This is a genomic window from Paraburkholderia diazotrophica (genome assembly GCF_038900755.1).
Taxonomy (GTDB): domain Bacteria; phylum Pseudomonadota; class Gammaproteobacteria; order Burkholderiales; family Burkholderiaceae; genus Paraburkholderia; species Paraburkholderia diazotrophica_A.
In genome coordinates this window covers 92,973-114,114 of the sequence record NZ_JBBPEN010000003.1, presented here as the reverse complement: position 1 = coordinate 114,114, position 21,142 = coordinate 92,973, and the positions used below count along the sequence as shown (strand labels likewise).

The 21,142-nt window shown below is 63.2% G+C and carries 20 protein-coding genes; 11 read left to right on the top strand and 9 right to left on the bottom strand.

All coding sequences use genetic code 11. The features are described from left to right. Positions 1 to 121: 121 nt before the first annotated feature. The 5 genes from betI to AABE10_RS10475 all read left to right on the top strand — a co-directional run bounded on the left by betI (position 122) and on the right by AABE10_RS10475 (position 6,028). Positions 122 to 712: a transcriptional regulator BetI gene (betI, locus tag AABE10_RS10495; RefSeq protein WP_342933191.1), complete on the top strand. Its 591-nt coding sequence runs from the start codon at positions 122 to 124 to the stop codon at positions 710 to 712. Positions 713 to 764: 52 nt separating this feature from the next. Next, positions 765 to 2,234: a betaine-aldehyde dehydrogenase gene (betB, locus tag AABE10_RS10490; RefSeq protein WP_342933190.1), complete on the top strand. Its 1,470-nt coding sequence runs from the start codon at positions 765 to 767 to the stop codon at positions 2,232 to 2,234. Between the two features lie 11 nt (positions 2,235 to 2,245). Beyond that, complete coding sequence (gene betA / locus AABE10_RS10485; RefSeq protein WP_342933189.1) at positions 2,246 to 3,964, top strand: choline dehydrogenase; 1,719 nt, start codon at positions 2,246 to 2,248, stop codon at positions 3,962 to 3,964. A 155-nt stretch (positions 3,965 to 4,119) separates the two neighbouring features. Next, on the top strand, positions 4,120 to 5,574 hold the full coding sequence (locus AABE10_RS10480) for an MFS transporter (RefSeq protein WP_342933188.1): 1,455 nt from the start codon (positions 4,120 to 4,122) through the stop codon (positions 5,572 to 5,574). 253 nt (positions 5,575 to 5,827) lie between these two features. Further along, positions 5,828 to 6,028, top strand: coding sequence for a hypothetical protein (locus AABE10_RS10475; RefSeq protein ID WP_342933187.1), 201 nt, complete (start codon positions 5,828 to 5,830; stop codon positions 6,026 to 6,028). A gap of 66 nt (positions 6,029 to 6,094) precedes the next feature. Here the strand turns inward: AABE10_RS10475 and AABE10_RS10470 are convergent, their stop codons facing one another. The 7 genes from AABE10_RS10470 to AABE10_RS10440 all read right to left on the bottom strand — a co-directional run bounded on the left by AABE10_RS10470 (position 6,095) and on the right by AABE10_RS10440 (position 13,454). Further along, the gene (locus tag AABE10_RS10470) at positions 6,095 to 7,363 is read right to left on the bottom strand and encodes a metallophosphoesterase (RefSeq protein ID WP_342933186.1); all 1,269 of its coding nucleotides are present in this window, start codon (positions 7,361 to 7,363) and stop codon (positions 6,095 to 6,097) included. Between the two features lie 234 nt (positions 7,364 to 7,597). Beyond that, the gene (locus tag AABE10_RS10465) at positions 7,598 to 8,926 is read right to left on the bottom strand and encodes a sigma-54 dependent transcriptional regulator (protein ID WP_342933185.1); all 1,329 of its coding nucleotides are present in this window, start codon (positions 8,924 to 8,926) and stop codon (positions 7,598 to 7,600) included. A gap of 853 nt (positions 8,927 to 9,779) precedes the next feature. Then, the gene (locus tag AABE10_RS10460) at positions 9,780 to 10,262 is read right to left on the bottom strand and encodes an OsmC family protein (protein ID WP_342933184.1); all 483 of its coding nucleotides are present in this window, start codon (positions 10,260 to 10,262) and stop codon (positions 9,780 to 9,782) included. A 58-nt stretch (positions 10,263 to 10,320) separates the two neighbouring features. Further along, a complete protein-coding gene (locus AABE10_RS10455) occupies positions 10,321 to 11,253 on the bottom strand; it encodes a 2-hydroxyacid dehydrogenase (RefSeq protein WP_342933183.1) in 933 nt (310 codons plus the stop codon). Between the two features lie 145 nt (positions 11,254 to 11,398). Beyond that, the gene (locus AABE10_RS10450) at positions 11,399 to 11,908 is read right to left on the bottom strand and encodes a DUF1697 domain-containing protein (protein WP_342933182.1); all 510 of its coding nucleotides are present in this window, start codon (positions 11,906 to 11,908) and stop codon (positions 11,399 to 11,401) included. A gap of 161 nt (positions 11,909 to 12,069) precedes the next feature. Beyond that, the gene (locus AABE10_RS10445; protein ID WP_342933181.1) at positions 12,070 to 12,891 is read right to left on the bottom strand and encodes an alpha/beta hydrolase; all 822 of its coding nucleotides are present in this window, start codon (positions 12,889 to 12,891) and stop codon (positions 12,070 to 12,072) included. A gap of 362 nt (positions 12,892 to 13,253) precedes the next feature. After that, the gene (locus AABE10_RS10440; protein ID WP_342933180.1) at positions 13,254 to 13,454 is read right to left on the bottom strand and encodes a hypothetical protein; all 201 of its coding nucleotides are present in this window, start codon (positions 13,452 to 13,454) and stop codon (positions 13,254 to 13,256) included. Between AABE10_RS10440 and AABE10_RS10435 the strand changes: the two genes are divergently transcribed. The 3 genes from AABE10_RS10435 to AABE10_RS10425 all read left to right on the top strand — a co-directional run bounded on the left by AABE10_RS10435 (position 13,447) and on the right by AABE10_RS10425 (position 16,574). Then, positions 13,447 to 13,608, top strand: a complete 162-nt coding sequence (locus AABE10_RS10435) for a hypothetical protein (protein WP_342933179.1) — start codon at positions 13,447 to 13,449, stop codon at positions 13,606 to 13,608. The two genes, AABE10_RS10440 and AABE10_RS10435, sit on opposite strands and share 8 nt — an antisense overlap. 125 nt (positions 13,609 to 13,733) lie before the next feature. Continuing rightward, complete coding sequence (locus tag AABE10_RS10430) at positions 13,734 to 14,942, top strand: polysaccharide pyruvyl transferase family protein (protein ID WP_342933178.1); 1,209 nt, start codon at positions 13,734 to 13,736, stop codon at positions 14,940 to 14,942. Between the two features lie 156 nt (positions 14,943 to 15,098). Continuing rightward, the gene (locus AABE10_RS10425; RefSeq protein WP_342933177.1) at positions 15,099 to 16,574 is read left to right on the top strand and encodes a sensor domain-containing diguanylate cyclase; all 1,476 of its coding nucleotides are present in this window, start codon (positions 15,099 to 15,101) and stop codon (positions 16,572 to 16,574) included. A gap of 34 nt (positions 16,575 to 16,608) precedes the next feature. Here the strand turns inward: AABE10_RS10425 and AABE10_RS10420 are convergent, their stop codons facing one another. Beyond that, the gene (locus AABE10_RS10420; RefSeq protein ID WP_342933176.1) at positions 16,609 to 16,935 is read right to left on the bottom strand and encodes a hypothetical protein; all 327 of its coding nucleotides are present in this window, start codon (positions 16,933 to 16,935) and stop codon (positions 16,609 to 16,611) included. A 151-nt stretch (positions 16,936 to 17,086) separates the two neighbouring features. Here AABE10_RS10420 and AABE10_RS10415 point away from each other — a divergent pair, with 151 nt between their 5' ends. Next, entirely contained in the window at positions 17,087 to 17,479 is a 393-nt protein-coding gene (locus AABE10_RS10415) for a VOC family protein (RefSeq protein WP_342933175.1), read from the top strand. Between the two features lie 29 nt (positions 17,480 to 17,508). On the opposite strand, the gene AABE10_RS10410 is transcribed toward AABE10_RS10415, so the two are convergent. Beyond that, on the bottom strand, positions 17,509 to 18,504 hold the full coding sequence (locus tag AABE10_RS10410; protein ID WP_342933174.1) for an AraC family transcriptional regulator: 996 nt from the start codon (positions 18,502 to 18,504) through the stop codon (positions 17,509 to 17,511). Positions 18,505 to 18,864: 360 nt separating this feature from the next. Here AABE10_RS10410 and AABE10_RS10405 point away from each other — a divergent pair, with 360 nt between their 5' ends. Further along, positions 18,865 to 19,917, top strand: coding sequence for an NAD(P)-dependent alcohol dehydrogenase (locus AABE10_RS10405; RefSeq protein ID WP_342933173.1), 1,053 nt, complete (start codon positions 18,865 to 18,867; stop codon positions 19,915 to 19,917). Positions 19,918 to 20,117: 200 nt separating this feature from the next. Beyond that, a complete protein-coding gene (locus AABE10_RS10400; RefSeq protein ID WP_321574642.1) occupies positions 20,118 to 21,077 on the top strand; it encodes a LysR family transcriptional regulator in 960 nt (319 codons plus the stop codon). Positions 21,078 to 21,142: the final 65 nt, after the last annotated feature.

Here is a 21,142-nt window from a genome sequence, read left to right as displayed (position 1 = left end):
GTTCAAAACGCGACACGCGTTTTCCTCAAACCGACAAAGCCGGATTGCACCGTTTTTGTTGATTGAACGTTCAATAAAAAAAGACTAGAGTGACGGCTTTCGGCAAGCCTCGCGAGACACCATGCCCAAAGTCGGAATGCGCGAAGTGCGTCGCGCGCAACTGATCGACGCCACGCTGCTCACGATCGACCAGGCCGGTCTGTCGGGCACGACGCTCGCGTCCGTCGCGCAGCGCGCGAACATTTCGACGGGCATCGTGAGCCACTATTTCGGCGACAAGGACGGCCTGCTCGAAGCCACGATGCGCCATATCCTGCGCGATCTGTGGGCCGCCACGACGCGCCGCCGCATCGCCGCGAAGGCGCAGCCGCGCGCGCGTTTGCGCGCGATCGTCGCGGCGAATTTCGACGTATCGCAGGTGAGCGGGCCCGTGATGAAGACGTGGCTCGCGTTCTGGACCGAGAGCATGCATGAGCCCGCGCTGCGGCGCTTGCAGCGCGTGAACACGCGCCGCCTCTATTCGAACCTGTGCGCGGAATTCGCGAAGGCGTTGCCGCGTGCATCAGCGCGGCGCGCCGCCAGCGGCCTCGCGGCGATGATCGACGGACTGTGGCTGCGCGGAGCGTTGTCGGGCGATCCGTTCGATACGAAAGCCGCGCTGCGCCTCGCCAACGACTACATCGACCTGCTGCTCGCGCGCAACGGCTCTTAAAACGCACACGCAGCGTCGCGCCACGAACACCCGCATTTCAAGGAGAAACCCGATGCCCGTCTACGGCCTGCAACGTCTCTACATCGGCGGCGAATATGTCGACGCCACGAGCGGCGTCACCTTCGACACCTTCGATCCCGCCACGGGCGAAACGCTCGCGGCCGTCCAGCAAGCGAGCGTTGCCGACATCGAGCGCGCCGTGCAATCCGCGCGTGAAGGCCAGCGCGCGTGGGCCGCGATGACGGCGATGCAGCGCTCGCGCATCCTGCGCCGCGCAGTGGAGTTGCTGCGCGAGCGCAACGGCGAACTCGCCGAACTCGAAATGCGCGACACAGGCAAGCCGATTGCGGAAACGCGCGCGGTCGACATCGTCACTGGCGCGGACGTGATCGAGTACTACGCGGGCCTCGCCACGGCCATCGAAGGTCAGCAGATTCCGCTGCGCGCCGAATCGTTCGTCTATACGCGGCGCGAGCCGCTCGGCGTCACGGCGGGCATCGGCGCATGGAACTACCCGATCCAGATTGCGTGCTGGAAGTCCGCGCCAGCGCTCGCGGCCGGCAACGCGATGATCTTCAAGCCGAGCGAGGTCACGCCGCTCTCGGCGTCGAAGCTCGCGGAAATCTATCTGGAAGCGGGCGTGCCGCCCGGCGTGTTCAACGTCGTGCAGGGCGACGGACGCGTCGGCGCGATGCTGGCCGCACATCCAGACATCGCGAAGATTTCGTTTACGGGCGGCGTCGAGACGGGCAAGAAAGTGATGTCGACGGCAGGCGCTTCGTCGCTGAAGGAAGTGACGATGGAACTCGGCGGCAAGTCGCCGCTGATCGTGTTCGACGATGCCGACCTGGATCGCGCCGCCGATATCGCCGTGACGGCCAACTTCTTCAGCGCGGGACAGGTGTGCACGAACGGCACGCGCGTGTTCGTGCATCAGTCGGTGCAACAGGCATTCGAAGCGCGCGTGATCGAGCGCGTGAAGCGCATTCGCATCGGCAAACCGTCGGACCCGTCGACAAATTTCGGGCCGCTCGCGAGCGCGGCGCAACTGGACAAGGTGCTTGGCTACATCGAGAGCGGCAAGCAGGAAGGCGCACGTCTTGTGACGGGCGGCGCGCGCATCACGCAAGGCGATTACGCGCGCGGCCAGTACGTGCAGCCGACCGTGTTCGCTGACTGCCGCGACGACATGAAGATCGTGCGCGAAGAAATCTTCGGCCCTGTGATGAGCATTCTGGCTTTCGCCGACGAGGACGACGTGATCGCGCGCGCGAACGACACGATCTACGGTCTCGCAGCGGGTGTCGTCACCGAGAACCTGTCGCGCGCGCATCGCGTGATCCATCGGCTCGAAGCGGGTATCTGCTGGATCAACACGTGGGGTGAGTCGCCCGCCGAAATGCCCGTGGGCGGCTACAAGCAGTCGGGCGTGGGCCGCGAAAACGGCATCACGACGCTCGAGCACTACACGCGCATCAAGTCCATCCAGGTCGAACTGGGCCCATATCAGCCCGTGTTTTGAGGGAGCGCAGCATGGCAGCGAAAGAGTACGACTACATCATCATCGGCGCGGGATCGGCGGGCAATGTGCTCGCTACACGCCTGACGGAAGACCGCGACGTGACCGTGCTGCTGCTCGAAGCAGGCGGCCCCGACTATCGCTTCGACTTTCGCACGCAGATGCCCGCCGCGCTCGCGTATCCGTTGCAAGGGCGCCGCTACAACTGGGCGTATGAAACGGACCCCGAGCCGTTCATGAACAATCGACGCATGGAATGCGGACGCGGCAAGGGGCTGGGCGGCTCGTCGCTGATCAACGGCATGTGCTATATCCGCGGCAATGCGCTCGACTACGACGGCTGGGCCGAACGAAAAGGCCTTGAAAACTGGACCTATCTGGATTGCCTGCCGTATTTCCGCAAGGCCGAGACGCGCGATATCGGCGCGAACGACTATCACGGCGGCGACGGCCCTGTGCATGTGACGACGAGCAAGCCCGGCGTGAATCCCCTCTTCGAAGCGATGGTCGAAGCGGGCGTGCAGGCGGGCTATCCGCGCACCGACGATCTCAACGGCTATCGGCAGGAAGGCTTCGGCCCGATGGACCGCACGGTGACGGCGAACGGCCGCCGCGCCAGCACCGCGCGCGGCTACCTGGATCAGGCGAAGCAGCGCGCGAATCTCACGATCGTCACGCACGCGACTACCGATCGCATTCTGTTCAGCGGCAAGCGCGCGCAAGGCGTCGTGTATCTGGATGGCCAGGCGCAGATCACCGTGCATGCGCGACGTGAAGTCCTGCTATGCAGCGGCGCGATTGCTTCGCCGCAGATTCTGCAACGCTCGGGCGTCGGCCCCGGTGCGTGGCTGCGCGAATTCGACATTCCCGTCGTGCTCGATCTGCCAGGCGTGGGCCAGAACTTGCAGGATCACCTCGAGATGTACATGCAGTACGAGTGCAAGGAGCCCGTGTCGCTCTACCCCGCGCTACTGCTGCGCAATCAGCCTGCGATCGGCATCGAGTGGATGCTGAAGGGCACGGGCATCGGCGCGAGCAACCATTTCGAAGCGGGCGGCTTCATTCGCACGCGCGACGACGACCCGTGGCCGAATATCCAGTATCACTTCCTGCCCGTCGCGATCAACTACAACGGCACGAACGCGATCAAGATGCACGGTTTTCAGGCGCACGTCGGCTCGATGCGCTCGCCGAGCCGCGGCCGCGTGAAGCTGCGCTCGCGCGATCCGCGCGAGCATCCGTCGATTCTCTTCAACTACATGGCGGAAGCACTCGACTGGCGCGAGTTCCGCGACGCGATCCGTATTACGCGAGAGATCATCGCGCAACCGGCGCTCGACCGTTTTCGCGGCCGCGAGCTGAGCCCCGGCGCGGAGCTGCAAACCGATGCGCAGATCGACGCGTTCGTGCGCGCGCGCGCGGAGACTGCGTACCATCCGTCGTGTTCGTGCGCGATGGGCTACGACGACATGGCTGTCGTCGATGGCGAAGGACGCGTGCATGGTCTGGAAGGATTGCGTGTGATCGACGCATCGATCATGCCGCGCATCACGACGGGCAACCTGAACGCGCCGACCATCATGCTCGCCGAGAAAATCGCCGATCGCATTCGCGGACGCAAGCCGCTCGCGCGCTCGACCGCGCCCTACTATGTGGCGAACGGCGCACCGGCGCGTGGCGCGAATATCGTTGCGCATGCACACGCAAGGAGCACGGCGGCGCATACCTATTGACGGGCATTCACGAACCGTGCGTGTCATCCGCCGATGACGCGCACGTTCCACTGCAATGCCGAATCTGTTCTATATGACGGATTAATGGCGGCGTCTACTGGAACGGACCGGAGCAACAGAACACCGGCCTACTCCTTCATCCATTCGAGGATGCCATGCCGACCAACGCTTCTTCATCCGCTGTTTCGTCCACTGTTCCATGCACGAAAAGGGCCAGCGCCGCCGCGCGTCTCGAACGCCTGCCTTTCTCGGGCTATCACCGTACGATCTTCATCATCATCGCGATCGCGTTCTTTTTCGACTCCGTCGATCTGGGCACGATGACCTTCGTGCTCGGCTCCATCAAGACGGAGTTCGGCCTGTCGAGCGCAACAGCCGGCCTCGTCGCCAGCGCGAGCTTCTTCGGCATGGTGCTGGGCGCGGCCGTCGCGGGGCTGTTCGCCGATCGCTTCGGGCGCCGGCCCGTTTTTCAATGGAGCATGGTGCTGTGGGGCCTCGCGTCGTATCTGTGCTCGACGGCGCACAGCGTCGAGGCGCTGATCGTGTATCGCGTGCTGCTCGGCATCGGCATGGGGATGGAGTTCCCGATCGCGCAAACGCTCCTCTCCGAATTCGTGCCGACAGCTTCGCGCGGACGTCTCGTCGCGCTGATGGACGGCTTCTGGCCATTGGGCTTCATCACGGCCGGCTGCGTGTCGTTCGTCGTGCTGCCGCAATTCGGCTGGCGCACGGTGTTCGCGTTGCTCGCGATTCCCGCTGTCTTCGTGTTGATCGTGCGCCGCATCGTGCCCGAGTCGCCGCGCTGGCTCGAACATCGCGGACGCGACGCACAAGCCGATGCCGTGCTCGAGCAGATCGAAGCGAAAGTGATGAAGTCGAAAGGCATCCGCTCGCTGCCCGCGCCGTCGATGCTCGCCGATCCCGCGCCGCGTTCGAAACACGGCGCGTTTCGCGAGATCTGGAGCGCCGCATATCGCCAGCGCACGATCATGGTATGGGCGCTGTGGTTCTTCGCGTTGCTCGGCTTCTATGGCCTCACGTCGTGGCTCGGCGCGTTGATGCAGCAGGCGGGCTTCGCGGTGACGAAATCGGTGCTCTATACGGTGCTGATTTCGCTCGGCGGCGTGCCCGGCTTTCTGTGCGCCGCGTGGCTCGTCGAACGTTGGGGCCGCAAGCCGACCTGTATCGCGTCGCTGGCGGGCGGCGGCATCATGGCCTATCTGTACGGACAAACGGCGCTGCACGCAGATAGCGTGACGCTGCTGATCTGCACCGGCCTCGCGATGCAGTTCTTTCTGTTCGGCATGTGGGCCGTGCTCTACACGTACACACCGGAGTTGTATGGCACGGGCGCACGGGCCACGGGTTCGGGCTTCGCGTCGGCGATCGGCCGCGTCGGCTCGCTGATCGGCCCCTATGCGGTCGGCGTCGTGCTGCCGATCTTCGGACAAGGCGGCGTGTTCACGCTCGGCGCGCTGTCGTTCGGCGTCGCGGCGCTCGCCGTGTGGGCGATGGGCATCGAGACAAAGGGCCTGTCGCTCGAAACGCTCGTGTCGAAAGTCGATGAAGACGCAGCGGAGTACCGCGTCGCCGTCGACGATGCCCGCTGATCGCATCGTCAAACGTCAACGTGCTTTCTGTTGGCTGTACCGGGCTTACTCGCGCGTAAGCCTGTTACAGCCGTGCGCCATCCGTCGAGCCGCATTCCTCGCATGACCGCGCGTGCATGCGCGAGCCGCGTCCTTTCACGATCGTCAAACCTGTAACGGCGTAACGTCATGAAACACATCCGTAGTCAAACTGTAGCGGCGTCCGATTAGCATGTGCGGGACTGATCGCTCACTCGACCATGGAGGTGTCCCGATGTTGAGCCCTCACGAAATCGCGACGCTCATGCTGTTGAACAGCAACGAGCACCGTCTCGAATCGCTAGACCCCGATGTACTCGCTTTGCGTCATTACGAACTCGTCGAAGTGCGCGATCCCAGCGGCGCGGCAGCATTGCAGATCAGCGCGCGCGGCCGCGATCTGCTCAAGCGTCTCGGGATGGATGCGGCGCGCTGAGCGCCGCCCATCGCGGCCGGCGTCACACTCGCACGGCGGCACGCGATCTGGTGTCACGGCATCGGGCTATCGCCGATGCGGGTCGGGCGCATCGGCAGTCGAATGCCCGTCGTTCACGAAGGTGTGCAGGCTCATACGCACCGTGATGTGCATGCCTTGCGATGCAAACGACGTCAATGGCTCCCGTTTCGGCTGAGGTTCGGGCGCGAGTTGCGGCGTGCCGTCCACAGGCTCCTCCTCGATGACAGGACTTGCAGCGGCTGTCGTCGCGGGGCTCTGCGCGGCAGCGACGCACTCTGTCATCACAGGCGGCTCTGTTATCACCGGCGGCTCCGCTACGACAGGCGGCTCCGCCATCACGGGTGCCGCGTCGGCCGCCGCTTTTTCGACAACCGGCTCGGATGCGAAACCGGGATTGCGTCGAATCAAACGCTCCGACATCTCGGGCTCATGAAGCGCGGGTTCTTCATGTGCGGGCTCTTCGTGACCCGGCTGCCGATGAACGGGCTGTTGTCGAACAGCCTCTGAAGCGCCGATGGACGGGCGTTCGAACACCTCGACCCATTGCGGCACATCCGCGAGATCCATGATCGTGAGCTTGCCGCCGTACACGGCGCCCGTGTCGATATTGATCACGTTGTCTTTCGCGGTGACGCCGGACACAGGCGTATGGCCAACGATCACGGCCGTCACGTTGTCGACGCGCCCCGTCGCATGCACCTGCGAGCGCACGCTGCGCTTCGCCTTGTCGAGCAGGCCTCGCAGCGTATTGCGCGAAGGCTCGGGATGCGGCTGATACGTCTTCCAGCGCGTGCGCGCCCAGATCGCCTTGCGGCGCATCGAGCCATTGGGCGACTCGCGTTCGATTTCACGCACGAACGTCGTCCAGTCCGACGTGGGCGAATCCGCGTGCACGATGCCGACGATGCCGTGTTCCGTTTCGATTTCGATCACGTACGGCAGCGACGCCATATAGTCGGCGATGCGATCGACCCAGTCCATGTCCTCGGCGCGATCGAGCAGCCAGTTCGCGCCGTTGCCCAGCAGCGAGAGTGCCTGCTCTTCGCCATGATGCCAGCGCACGATGATGTCTTCGTGATTGCCCTTGACGGACTTGATGCGATAACGCTCGACGGTTTCCAGCACGCAATCGGATTCCGGCCCCCGGTCGACGAGATCGCCGACAGCGAACAGCCGGTCCCGTTGCGGATCGAAATGGCGTGCTTCGAGTTCTGCGCGTAATTGCCCGAAGCAGCCGTGAATGTCGCCCACGACGAAGTCACGACCTGAGTCATTACGCGGATAGCGGATAACGGCGCGATAGGGCTCTTTCATGGCTCACAGTGAACGAAATAACGACGAAAAACAATGGTGAATTCCGCAATAAAGCGGCATTAAAATCAGCAAGGAATTCCTTTTGAAAGTGACAGCAAAGAACGCCGCTACGCGCGAGCGGCATCGACAAGAACTAGCATAGCGCGTGGAAATGTCGGCAGGTGCTACACAAAAACGGATTGTGTAACTGTTGGTGAAGCGCATTCCAACGCGCGCACGCGCCTTTGCTTCGGCTTACGCGGAATCCGCCTGTAACACGGCGTCCGTCGGCGCGACGCGCTTGTAGTCCGACGCAAGCATGCGCGAGAGAAGAACCTTTGAAATGTGCAACTCCGTCGCGGCCGCATCGAGCCGGCCCTGATTGCGCGCGACGGCGAGTTCGACGGCGGCCCATTCGGGAACGTCGTCGGTCTCGTCGGCTGGCCTCAGCAACGGCATCTGCGCGACCTTGTCGAAACCCAGATCCTCGACGGAGATCAACTGCCCTCTGCCGACGACGATTGCGCGCCGGATGCGGTTGATCAGTTCCTGCACATTACCGGGCCATGTGTGCGTGTCGAGCGCTTCCCATGCGCAGACGGAAAAACCTTGCACGCCATGACGCGAATCGGAGCGAAAGCTCATCAGCAGCCAGGATGCGAGCAGGCGGATATCGGCGCCGCGGTCGCGCAGCGCCGGCAGCGTGATCGTATTCCCCGCGAACAACGCAACAAGGCGCGGATGCAGACGATGTTCTTCCGTCGCGCGTTGCAAGTCGAAATGTGTCGAGCAGATGATGCGCACATTGCGCGGCCCACTGTCGAGCAGGTCTGCGAGACGTTGTTGCGCCGCAAGCGGCAGCTCGCAGATGCCGTCGATATACAGCGAACCGCCCTCCGCCATTTCCAGGCGAGGTCGCTGATTGCCCCCTTCGACTTTGCTCTCCCCGTCGCCAAACAGTTCGGCCGCGAGCCGCTCGGGCGCGTAGGCCGCGCAATGGATCGATACCCACGGTCCGTCGCGGCGCGTCGAACCCGAATGGATCGCCGTTGCCGTCATCGTCTTGCCGCTCCCCGATTCGCCGACGATCATCACGGGCCGCTCATGCTCGCACGCGCGCCGGATCGCCGCGCGCACGTCGGTCATCGCAGCGCACGCGCCGATCATCGCGGGCGAGTCGTCGTCCGTGCTCCTGCGCTCGTCGCCCGTCGACGTTTCATACACGCGATCGATGGTCTGCGCGATCAGCTCGGCGGCAGCGGGCAACGTGATGAAACTCACGCAGCGCGTGCGCACGATCCGGCGTATTTCCGGATCGTTCAGGTGCGCCTTCGTCACGACGGCGACCCAACTGATTTCTGCACTCGCTTTTGTCAGTACGTCGACTTCGTTCAGATCATCCGGAATGGTCAGCGAAGAGAACTCGATCAGACCAGCAGCCCGGTCATTGGCAAGCAATGCAGCGCCTTGCCTCTCGCGAACATCGATGCAGCGAATGCGCCATAACTCCGACGGCAGATTGCCGTCGAGGCACGCCAGTTCAGGGTTGCACACGTGATAGAGCCGCTTTAGCTTGAGGTCCATGATGTAATCGGTTTTCCCGCCTCGATTGGTCGACATGCACCGACAGCATTACGTCCCCGGGAATTCGTTCGCGATCGGTTACTCAAAAATTAACGGAATCGCGACCCGTTATGCATCAACGGTTGTTACTGTTTGAAAACGTCGAATCGCGACTACACGTTGGCGATTTTGAGCGCTCCACGCACGCAGTCCGCGCGCAAACGCACGTTTCCAAAGCATAAAAAAGTCTGACGGCAGGGATCGCGCAGCGGCCTCGACCAACCTCCGAGTAACGATCCTTTACATAAGACACGATTGACTGTGGCGAGAGGGACACAGCCTCGGAAGGCCGCGCATGGGGCGCGGAAGTTCTTCCCAATTCGATTGCTGCGCATGGAGAAAAGTACTGCCGATGGCGCGTGATGTGCAGTGACGGTCGGTAAATTCGAATGAGTCGAGTCAAAAAATGACATGCTTACCGCGTAAAGCGCATAGCTCGCATCGCGAGTTTAGCCAAGAAAACTTAAGAGACGCTGATGCGGCGAAATCGACCGTTCACGCAGAGATGAAGAATGTCACAGTTGCAACCAGCAGATAACGACCGTTTAATGTGCGCGCAGTTCCCACGTCGATGAAGCGCGCGTCCCGAACGCGACGTCGTCGCCAGGTGCTGAACGAATCGCTTCGCAGTTAAGCAAGTCTTCAGGACGCGTGCGGGACAATGGCGACTCTCTCGGGTTCTGGCAATGGCCCTCGGAATGGCCAGAATCCCTTCGCGCCGGCCCTGATGACACCCTCATGGCACCATGACGGGCCGGCTTTTTTTCGTTGCCTGAGCGCTAGTGCCAGGCGCAGCAATGAGCCGGACTGCCGCTCAATGCGCCGCGTCGAAGCTCCACGTTCCTTCGACGTCGATCACCGTCTTCACCGAGTTCGCCAGAAAACACGCATCATGCGCAAGATGATGCAGATGGCGAAGCGCGTCATCGCTCGGCGCTTTCGCACCCGCGAATGCAACAGCCGGTTTCAGCACGACTCGCGTCACCACTTCCTTGCCCGCTTCGTTCTTCGCCATCGTGCCTTCGGCTTCGTCGCGATACGAGGTCACGACATAACCCTCGCCCGCTGCAATCGACAGAAACCACAGCATGTGGCAACTCGACAATGCCGCGACGTACGCCTCTTCGGGGTCGACACCCGCTGGATCGGCGAACGGCACGCGCACCACGTGCGGCGAACTGGATGCGGGCACGACCGCGCCGCCGTCGAAGGTCCAGCGATGCGCGCGGCTATAGCGGTTGTCGGTGAACGGGCTGCCGTTGCTGCTCCATTCGATCAGTGCCGTATGTTTGGCCATATGCGTGAGGTCCTCGCGTAGTGGGTAATCCGATGAGCTTAACGTGTGTCAGATGCGGTCAGATGGGCGTGAGCACGTCTTCGCCCGCGAAGTGACGCGTGGCGTTCGCGATGAACGTATCGACACAGGCCGCATTCGCTTCCGGCGACGTGCCCGCCACATGCGGCGTGAGCACGACATTGTTCAGATGCAGCAGCGGCTGCGGCGGATGCGGCTCGCTTTCATACACGTCGAGCCCCGCTCCCGCGATGACGCCATTCTTCAATGCATACGCAAGCGCATCCGTATCGACGACGCTGCCGCGCGACACATTGACGAGAAAGCCTGTCGGCCCCAGAGCTTCGAGCACCTGCGCATCGATCAGATGCTGCGTGACGGTGCCGCCCGGCGTCGCCACGACGAGATAGTCGCTCCAGCGCGCGAGATCGCGCAGCTTGTCGAAGTAGCGTAACGTCACGCCGTCGCGTGGCTTGCGGTTGTGATACGCGACGTCGATATCGAAACCGGCCGCGCGGCGCGCCACCTTCTCTCCGATATGCCCCAAGCCGACGATGCCGAGCCGCTTGCCCGACACCGAGGGTCGCAACGGCAACGCATCGCGCCAGATGCCTTCGCGTGTCGCGCGGTCGCGTTGAGGCACATCGCGCACGACGGCCAGCAGCAATGCAAGCGCGTGATCGGCGACGCAATCGTCGTTGGCTCCCGCGCCGTTCGTGAGCACGATGCCGCGTGCGCGCGCATGCTCGGTCGCGATGTTCTCGTAGCCTGCGCCCAACGCGCTCACCAGTTCGAGCGCAGGCAACCGGTCGATTTCATCGGCGCTCAGGCCTGTGGTGCCGCTCGTCAGCACTGCGCGAATCGCAGCGCCGTGCTTCGCGATCGATTCCGCGCGCGCTTCGTGCGTGGGCGCATAGAGGACGTCGAACGAAGCGGCGATGCGCTCGCGGTTGTCGTCGAGGAGTGAGGTCAGTACGAGCAGGGACGGTTTCATGAGCTTGGCGCGAGCAGGAAGCGTGCGAGCAGAAAGCGTGAAGCGCTGCAAGACAGGTGCTGCAACGAAGTACCGGCAACGCGCAGTGTAGCAACAAGCCGTATAGGCCGCAGCGGGCCGCAGCGGGCAGGGCCGTCGCTCGCCATCATTGCGCGGCCCATTCGGCGAGCGTCGCGATCGTGTTGATGTTGCGCGCGGTCCCCGTTTTCGCAGCGGGAATCTTCAGTTTCGAATTCGCCATCCCTTCGCCGTAATGCACGTAGATTTCCTGCTTGCCGAGCGCGACCTTTTCGTTTCGCTGGCCTGTCATGCGGTCGAGCGTATCGGCGGGCGGCCGGCCATCGAGAAAGATCGCGACGGTGCGGTTCGGCGCTTCGTCGCTGAACGGATTGGCGTGCAGTACATCCGCCATTTCCTTGCCCGTGCGGATCAGCACGCCCACGGGCTTGCCCGCATACGCTTCGAGTCGGGTTTCGAGCGCCGCCTGCACCGCGCGCCGCGCGAGCTTGCTTTCGAACACGACATTGCCGCTCGCAATGTACGTGCGCACGTTGATGAAGCCCGCTTCTTCGCATAGCCGGCGAAGCTCGGTCATCGGCAGCTTGCCGGTGCCGCCGACATTGACGGCCCGCAACAGCGCAACGTAGGTGATCATGTTCCGTTCATGGAGTCGCGATGGCTGCGATGTTATCGCGTCGGCAACGAAGCGCAAACGCCGGCGTATCCGCATCATTCGACATGCCGTGCCGCTTCGACATAACAAAGCGGCGCATCCCGCAAAGGATGCGCCGCCATCGCATATGCACGCGTGCGCGCCTAGCTGTTGATGAACGCGAGCAGATCGGCGTTGATCCTGTCCGCCTCCGTCACGCACATGCCGTGCGCGCCGCCCTCGTAGACCTTGAACGTCGCGTTCTTCACGATCTCCGCGGACTTCCTGCCCGCAGCGTCGATCGGCACGATCTGGTCGTCGTCGCCGTGCAGGATCAGCGTCGGCACGTCGATCTTCTTCAGGTCTTCCGTGTAATCGACTTCAGAGAACTCGCGGATGCACAGGTACTGTCCATGAATGCTGCCCGACATGCCCTGTGCCCAGAACGCGTCGATCGTGCCTTGCGACACTTTTGCGTTCGGACGGTTGAAGCCGAAGAACGGAATCGCGAGGTCCTTATAGAACTGCGAGCGGTTGTCGGCGACACCCTTGCGGATGCCGTCGAACACGTCCAGTGGCAAGCCGCCGGGATTCGCCTGCGTCTTCAGCATCAACGGCGGCACCGCGCCGATCAGCACCGTCTTCGCAACGCGCTTCGTGCCGTGACGGCCGATATAGTGCGCAACTTCGCCGCCGCCCGTCGAATGCCCGACGAGCGTCGCGCCCTGAATGTCGAGTGCGTCGAGCAGCGCGGCGAGATCGTCCGCGTACGTGTCCATGTCGTTGCCGTTCGACGGTTGGCCCGAGCGGCCATGTCCACGGCGATCGTGTGCGATCACGCGAAAGCCCTTCTGCAGCAGGAACAGCATCTGGGCATCCCACGCGTCCGCGTCGAGCGGCCAGCCATGCGAGAAGACGACGGGACGGCCCGAGCCCCAGTCCTTGTAGAAAATCTGCGTGCCATCCTTCGTGGTGATCGTGCTCATCGAACTTCGCTCCTTTGGGTGGTGACACATTGAGGGGGTGACACATTGCGCCGCCGATGCGGCGGGTAAATCGACAGGAAAGCAATGGGCGAACGCGCTTCGAACCGATGCGCGCGCAATCACTCGTCAACGTCGTTTCGATCATCGACGCCGATGGTACAGCGCGACAAAACTCTCTTCAGCAGAGGTCCGCACAGTCATGCGGGACCGAGGCGCGCCGCGAGCAGATAGGCCGGAGCGACGGCAAACCGGCGCTTTGGCCCGCTATCTGGGCCGGCATGTTTCTCGACGTGCCGCGTTGTCTTCGCCTCGCGCAATGGAGAAACGCAATGCGTGGCAGCTTGCTTTAGCGCGGTGCTTCGTCAATGCTCATTTCTGCGCGCAGCATTGGCAACCGCGCCGTCTTGCGCGACGAGCGTTTGCATCTGCACGGGGGCGTCGACACCGCCCGATTCCGTATCGTCGTGATGCGAGACGATCGCCTTCACGCCGGCTTCGGCAGCGGGTGTCGCGACATAGGGAATGAACGCCGAAATGGCCATCACGATGACGTAAGTGAACATGACGCTGCCCCTGTTCTTTTCAGGCATGAGGAGGCACACCGGAATGCCGGCGCGCCGCAGACAGATCGTCGCCCGCTTCACGGTGAAGCGCTTCGAATCGCTTCGCCGGAAAACACGTGTTCCTCGTATTGCGCGTGCTGCTCGCATGCTGTGACGCGATGCGCGTTCACGTGGCCAATGCGCGAATTGCGTGTACCCTCCGTACAGATTCCGGTGACTCGTATGATCATTTGCACCGGTAAACCGACGACCGGTTAAATCGATTCGTAGGGCATCGCAATGCGAAAGTCAAATGACGCGGCAGACAAGCCGTCGCCCGTTGTACTCTTCGGCGCGTTCGACCGGCACAATCTGGGCGACATGCTGTTTCCCCATGTCGTCGCGCGCATGCTGGGCGAGCGCGACGTGCGCTTCGCCGGACTCGCGGCTCGCGACCTTCGTGCGCACGGCGGCCATCGAGTTGAAGCGCTCATGCAGATGCACGAACGCGCGATCGATCTGATACACGTCGGCGGAGAAATCCTCACGTGCGATGCATGGGAAGCCGCCGTGATGCTGCAATCGCCCGACCACGCGCAACGGCTCATCGCGTCGCATCAGCACGATCCCGATTGCCATGCGTGGGCGTATCGCGTGCTCGGCACGCGGGCGCGTGCGCCGTATGTGTCGTCGAAGGAAGCGTTGCCCTCGGCCGCGCGCGTGCTCTTTCACGCCGTCGGCGGCGTGGGCCCGAGCGGCCGCGACGACGCGCTGCGTAACGAAGTGCTCGCGAAGCTCGCAACCGCTGACGATGTCACCGTGCGCGACGCGCGCGCGCAGGCATGGCTCGGCCAGTCCGGCATCGAAGCGCGGCTCGTGCCCGATTGCGCCGTCATGGTGGCGGACCTGTTCGGCGACACGATCCGCGAGCGTGCGTCGCCCGCCATTGAACGGATACGCTCGGCGGCGCCGGAAGGCTATCTCGCCGTGCAGTTCAGCGCCGATTTCGGCGACGATGCAACGCTCGCGCAGATCGCCGCGCAACTGGACCGCGTCGCGCAAGCGCATGGCCTCGCCGTCGTGTTCTTTCGCGCGGGCGCTGCGCCGTGGCACGACGACCTGTCGTGCTTCGAGCGCACTGCCGCGCGCATGCGCGCTTCATCCGTCCACTTGTTCGATTCGCTGAATATCTGGGACATCTGCGCGTTGGTCGCGCACAGCCGCGCGTATCTCGGCAGCAGTCTGCATGGGCGGATCGTCGCGATCGCGTTTGCGCGGCCGCGCATCAATCTGCTGCATGACGAAGAGTTCGCGCGGCCCTGCAAGCAGATCGCCTTCGCCGAAACATGGGAGGACGCCGATTCGCCCAGGGCCGTCACCGTCAGCGGACTGGCAGCGGGTGTGAACGACGCTTTATCGGTTGAAGAGAAGCGGCTCGAACAGACCGCCACGCGGCTTGTCACGCTCTACCGCGACGATTTTCGGACGCTCGCGTCGCTTCTCGTCTGATCGATCTGCGAAGAAAACGACTGCAGAATCGCCGCCATCTGCCGATATCCCGCTTGCGGCCGAACTCATCCGTTCCGGGGCCGCATGCCCGCACTTTTTACCGGGCATCGCAATTCGGCACCGTAGAATAGCGAGACTTTCGATTCTGGACCCGTCATGCCCAACTCCTCCCGCCCACGCAGCACAGCCGACGACGACTCCGAAATGTTCGACCTCGCCCCCGTCGCGCTGTGGCTAGAAGACTTCAGCGGCGTGAAGGCGCTGTTCGAAGCGTGGCGCGAACAGGGCGTGACCGATCTGCGCGCGCATATCGGCGAGGACGTGCGGCGCGTCGCCGAATGCGCGAGCCGCATCCGCGTGATCAAGGTGAACCAGAAGGCGCTGTCGCTGTTCGAAGCCGCCGATTTCAGCTCGCTGACGGACAGCCTTTCCACCGTCTTCCGCGACGACATGCTGAAGACGCACCTCGAAGAGCTGTGTCAGCTTTGGTCCGGCCAGCCGCAATTCACGAGCCAGACCGTCAACTACACGCTCGGCGGCCGGCGTCTCGACATCCTGCTGAAGGGAAAGATCCTGCCGGGACACGAGGAACGCTGGGATCGCGTGCTGGTGTCGACGGAGGACATCACCGAGCTGGAAAACGCGCGCCATCGCGTGACGGCCGCCGAACAGCACGTGCGCGGGCTGTTCGAGCATTCGCCCGTGTCGCTGTGGGTCGAGGATTTTAGCGCGGTCAAGCGTCTGCTCGACGAAGCGCGCGCCGCCGGCATCACCGATTTCCGCACGTTCACCGACGTCCACCCCGAGTTCGTCGAGCGCTGCATGGCCGAGATTCACGTGATCGACGTGAACCGGCACACGCTGGAAATGTTTGCCGCGCCCGACAAGCGAACGCTGCTGTCCCGCCTGCCAGAAGTGTTCCGCGACGAGATGCGTCCGCACTTCCGCGAGCAGCTGATCGACCTGTGGGACGGCAAGCTCTTTCAGCAGCGGGAAGTGCTCAACTATTCGCTCGAAGCGAACGAGGTGCACGTCCACCTTCAATTCTCAGTGCTGCCGGGCCACGAGCGCACGTGGGACCTCGTGCTCGTCGCGCTGACCGACATCACCGCGCGCAAGAAGGCCGAGGCGTATCTGGAGTTTCTCGGCAAGCACGACGTGCTGACGAAATTGCGCAACCGTTCGTTCTATGTCGACGAACTGAACCGGCTGGAGCGCAAGGGTCCGTTCCCGGTGACGGTCATCATGGCCGACCTCAATGGCCTCAAGCGCGTCAACGACCAGCTGGGCCATGCCGCCGGCGACGCGCTGCTGCGCCGCGCCGGCGAAGTGCTCTCGAAGGCAATGGAGACGCCGTTCAACGCCGCGCGCATCGGCGGCGACGAGTTCGCGATCCTTCTGCCCGGCACCGACGAGCGCGGCGGCGCGGCGATGATCGAGACGATCCGTCAGCTCGTCGATCTGAACAATCAGTTCTATCCGGGCTCGCCGATCAGCTTTTCGATGGGCGCCGCGACGGTGCAGCGCGGCGAGCGGATCGAAGAAGGCGTGCAACGCGCCGATCTGCTGATGTACGAGGAAAAGCGCGCGCACTATACATCGCTGGCTTCGCAGGAAGCGGGCAGCAAGTAAGTGAGAGGCGCGCGAGGCGCGCTCACCTGCTTCCTCAGTTGCTCCTGCCATCGCGCACTGGAACGCCATATGCGCCGACGATGCGGCGATCCTGCTCCGCCGCAGAAAACAGTTCCCATTCGAGCCCGTTCACATCGACGCTGCTCGAATAGCCTTCCGCTGAGTCGTCCTCGAAGCCCACATGGCGCAATTGCCCTGCTTTTTCGGGCTTTTCGTTGATCGAGAAGTTCAGCAGATCGGTGCGCCACATCGCGTACTGTCCAGGCACCACGGCCGACGGAGGCTGGCCGAGCCTGCGGCTGTAATCGGCAATCGATTCGTCGAGGTTTGCAACGGCCAGCGCGATATGAAAACGCTTCATGATGTCAGGCTCCGCGTGAGGGTCATGTGGGTGACGACGCAATTATCGTAATCACCGCGCGCACGCGTAGCCAGATCAGCAGTCATGCTGGTATCGGCGTTACCTGTTTCCCAGGTTCTGTCGAGCTTTGATCTGAAAGGAGCCGCTTTCGATGCTTTCCCACGTGTTTATCGGCGTCAACGATTTCGAGCGCGCGTATGCGTTCTATTCGGCCGTGCTGCGCGAACTGGGTCTCGTGCCCAAGTTTCGCGAGGACGACAGGCCGTGGGCAGGATGGATGACGCCCGGCGTCGCGCGGCCGCTCTTTCTGGTCGGCCGGCCGTTCGATGGGCAGTCTGCCGTCGCGGGCAACGGCCATATGATCGCGCTGTTGGCGCCTGACCGGCCCACCGTCGATCGCGTGCACGCGACGGCGCTCGCGCATGGCGCGATATGCGAAGGGCCGCCCGGACTGCGCCCCGAGTATCACGCGAACTACTACGGCGCGTACTTTCGCGACGCCGACGGCAACAAGCTCTGCGTCTGCTGCCACGACCCCGCCTGAGCGCGGGCCGCAGCACAGAGGGCCACGCTTCAGTTCGTCGTCACGTACTTGCCGAATTTGCGCACGGGCGCGGCGGGCCGCTGCGGCGGGACCGAAACGGCCGGGTCCAGCGTGCCGCGCATGCGCTTCACTTCATCGACGGGACTGAGGCCGAACAGCCGCTTGAACTCCCGGCTGAACTGCGACGCGCTTTCGTAACCGACGCGCGCAGCCGCCGCGCTTGCGTTGAGCCCGTCCTGCACCATCAGCAGGCGCGCATGATGCAGACGCGTCGTCTTCACATACTGCATCGGCGAAGTCGACGTGACGGTCTTGAACTGCGCATGAAACACGGCGAGGCTCATGCCGGACTCGCGCGCGAGCGTCTCGACGTCGAGCGCGCCGTCGTACTCGGTGTGAATGCGGCGCAGCGCCTTCGCGATGCGCCCGAAGTGGTGCTGATGCGTGAGCGCCGCGCGAATCGCATCGCCCTGCACGCCCGTCAGCACGCGGTAGCAGATTTCGCGCACGATCGACGGCGCGAGAATCCGCGCATCGAACGGCGACACCAGCGCTTCGAGCAGACGCAGCACGGCATCGCTCAACGGCTGGTCGAGCGGCGTCGAGTAGATGCCGCGCGGCTCGCTGTCGACGGCGCCATGCGTTTCGTTCAGCAGCATCAGCAGTTCGGCGACCATCGTCAGGTCGACGCGAATCGAAATGCCGAGGAACGGCTCTTCGATGCTCGCCTCCGTCTCGCATTCGAACGGCAGCGGCACCGAGAGCACGAGGTATTGCTGCGCATCGTAGATGTACGAGTGGCCGCCCAGATACCCGCGCTTTCTGCCCTGGCAGACGATCACGATGCTGGGCTCGTACATGACGGGGCGGCGCGGCATCGGATGATTCGCGCGCAGGAACTTGACGCCTTCGAGCGGCGCATCCGTCATGCCCTCGTTCGGCGCGAGCGTGCGCAACAGTTCGACCATGCGCTGCTGCGGCGTGTATTGCGCGAGTGCGCTATTTGAAAGTTTTGTGTCCGACATGATTAAATCCGTTCGACGCGAGCATGATGCGCCATAGAATATGGCTTGAAATCTAGCATTAAATGGCCTACAGCGGACGGCGTCAGGAGAAATAGGCAAGTCTTCAAGACGTTCAGGTATTCCCTGGGGCACGCGCGATCCCTACTATGGGAACCCTGTCGCAAAGCCCGCTTTCTGTCCGCAACACCACCGTCGATCGCCTCGCGCGAGGCATGCGAAGCGCGCACCGCCGCCTTCCCGCTCATCGGACGGACATCCCAACGGACTCCCGCGTGCCTCGGCGCACGACAGATTCGCCCGCCGCGCGTTTTCAACGCGCGTGGCGCCTCGCTGAATTGCATCACCCGAATTGGAGCTTTCATGACCACGACCCACGCTTACGCCGCAACCGACGCACAATCGAAACTCGCGCCGTTCGAATTCCAGCGTCGCGAGTTGCGCGAACACGATGTGCATATCGAAGTCCTGTTTTGCGGCGTCTGTCATTCGGACCTGCATCAGGCTCGCAACGAATGGAAGAACACGATGTACCCCGTCGTCCCCGGCCATGAGATCGTCGGCCGCGTGACGAAGGTCGGGCCGCAAGTGTCGAAGTACAAGGCCGGCGATCTCGTCGGCGTCGGCTGTCTCGTCGATTCGTGCCGCACCTGCGCGAGCTGCCAGGAAGGCCTCGAACAGTATTGCGAGAACGGCTTTGTCGGCACGTATAACGGCAACGACCGCGAGACGGGCGCTGTCACTTATGGCGGTTATTCGACGCAACTCGTCGTCGACGAAGCGTTCGTGCTGCGCGTGCCGGAGAACCTCGATCCCGCGGGCGTCGCACCGCTTCTGTGTGCGGGCATCACGACGTATTCACCGCTGCGCACGTGGGGCGCGGGGCCGGGCAAGAAGGTCGGCATCGTCGGTCTGGGCGGCCTCGGCCACATGGGCGTGAAGCTCGCGCGTGCGATGGGCGCGCACGTCGTGCTGTTCACGACGTCGCCGTCGAAGATCGACGACGCGAAACGCCTCGGCGCGAACGAAGTGGTGATTTCGAAGAACCAGGCGGAGATGGATGCGCACGCGAACAGCTTCGATCTGATCGTGAACACGGTCGCGGCGCAGCACGATCTGAATCCGTTCATCAACCTGCTCAAGCGTGACGGCACGCTCACGCTGGTCGGTGCGCCGGAGCACGATCACCCGTCGCCGCAAGTGTTCAACCTGATCATGAAGCGACGCCGTCTGGCGGGCTCGCTGATCGGCGGTATCGCCGAGACGCAGGAAATGCTGGACTTCTGCGGCAAGCACGGCATCACCTCGGACATCGAGATGATTCCGATGCAGAAGATCAATGACGCATACGAGCGCATGTTGAAGAGCGATGTGAAGTACCGCTTCGTCATCGATCTCGACTCGCTCCGGAAGTAACGGGCAGCAGGACCCACCGCTTTACCCCCTCCACCCGGGCCGCGCAGGACGGCGGCCTGTCCCTGCTTCCCGCGTTGTATCGCTCTTGCATCTGCATTACCGGCGCGCCTTCCCGACGGGACGGGGCATGCCGCGGCTTTTCTTGCTGATTTGGCTCTTTGTGGAATGTCCCGTATGCCAGCAATCAACTGGAGAGTTCCGTGATCGATCGTATCCAGGCGATGCGTACCTTCATGCGCATCGTCGATACCAATAGCTTTACCCGCGCCGCGCAATCGCTCGACATACCCCGCGCGACGGCGACGACGATTGTGCAGAATCTGGAAGCGATGCTCGGCACCGCGCTGCTCGTGCGCACGACGCGCCGTCTGAGCCTCACCCCGGAAGGCGCAGCCTATTACGAACGCTGCGCGCAGATTCTCGCCGACATCGACGAGATGGAAGCAAGCTTGCGTCAGACGCAGGACAATCCGAGCGGACGGTTGCGCGTCGAAATGCCGGGCGCAGTGGCGACATCGATTGTGTTGCCGGCGCTCGACGATTTTCACGAGCGCTATCCGGCCATCGATCTGGCGATCGGCGTGAGCCATCGCAATGTCGATCTCGTCGGAGAGGCGGTGGATTGCAGCATCCAGTTGGGCGAATTGCCCGACTCGGGGCTGGCCGCGCGGCGCCTCGGCTCCCTCGAGCATGTGACGTGCGCGAGTCCCGCGTATCTGGAGCGCTATGGTGCGCCGGAGAGTCTCGACGATCTGTCGGGCCATGTCGCGGTGAATTGCATGTCGCCTCACAACGGCCGCGCCGTCGATTTCGATTTCGATGTCGGCGGCAGCCCGTTGACGGTGAAGGTGAATGGCTTCATCAAGGTCAGCGACGAGCATGCGTATCTGACTTGCGGCTTGCAAGGGCTCGGATTGATCCAGCCCGCGCGGATCGCAGCGCAGCCGCTGCTCGAGAAGGGACTGCTGCGCGAAGTGCTGCCGCAGTGGAAGCCGGTGCCGATGCCTGTGTCTGTTGCCTATGTCAAAGGGCGCCGCGTGTCGCCACGCGTGAGGGCGTTCGTCGATTGGCTAGCTGAGCTGTTCGAGCATCAGGGACACGTCGAGGCGGATATGTCGCGCGTGCGGCAGCTGATGCGTGGGGGGTTGCATGCGGCGTGAGGGGTCCGCAGGCTGTTGAGGGAACCTCCCGCTCGTTTGTCCAGTCGGGAGGCCCGATGCACGAT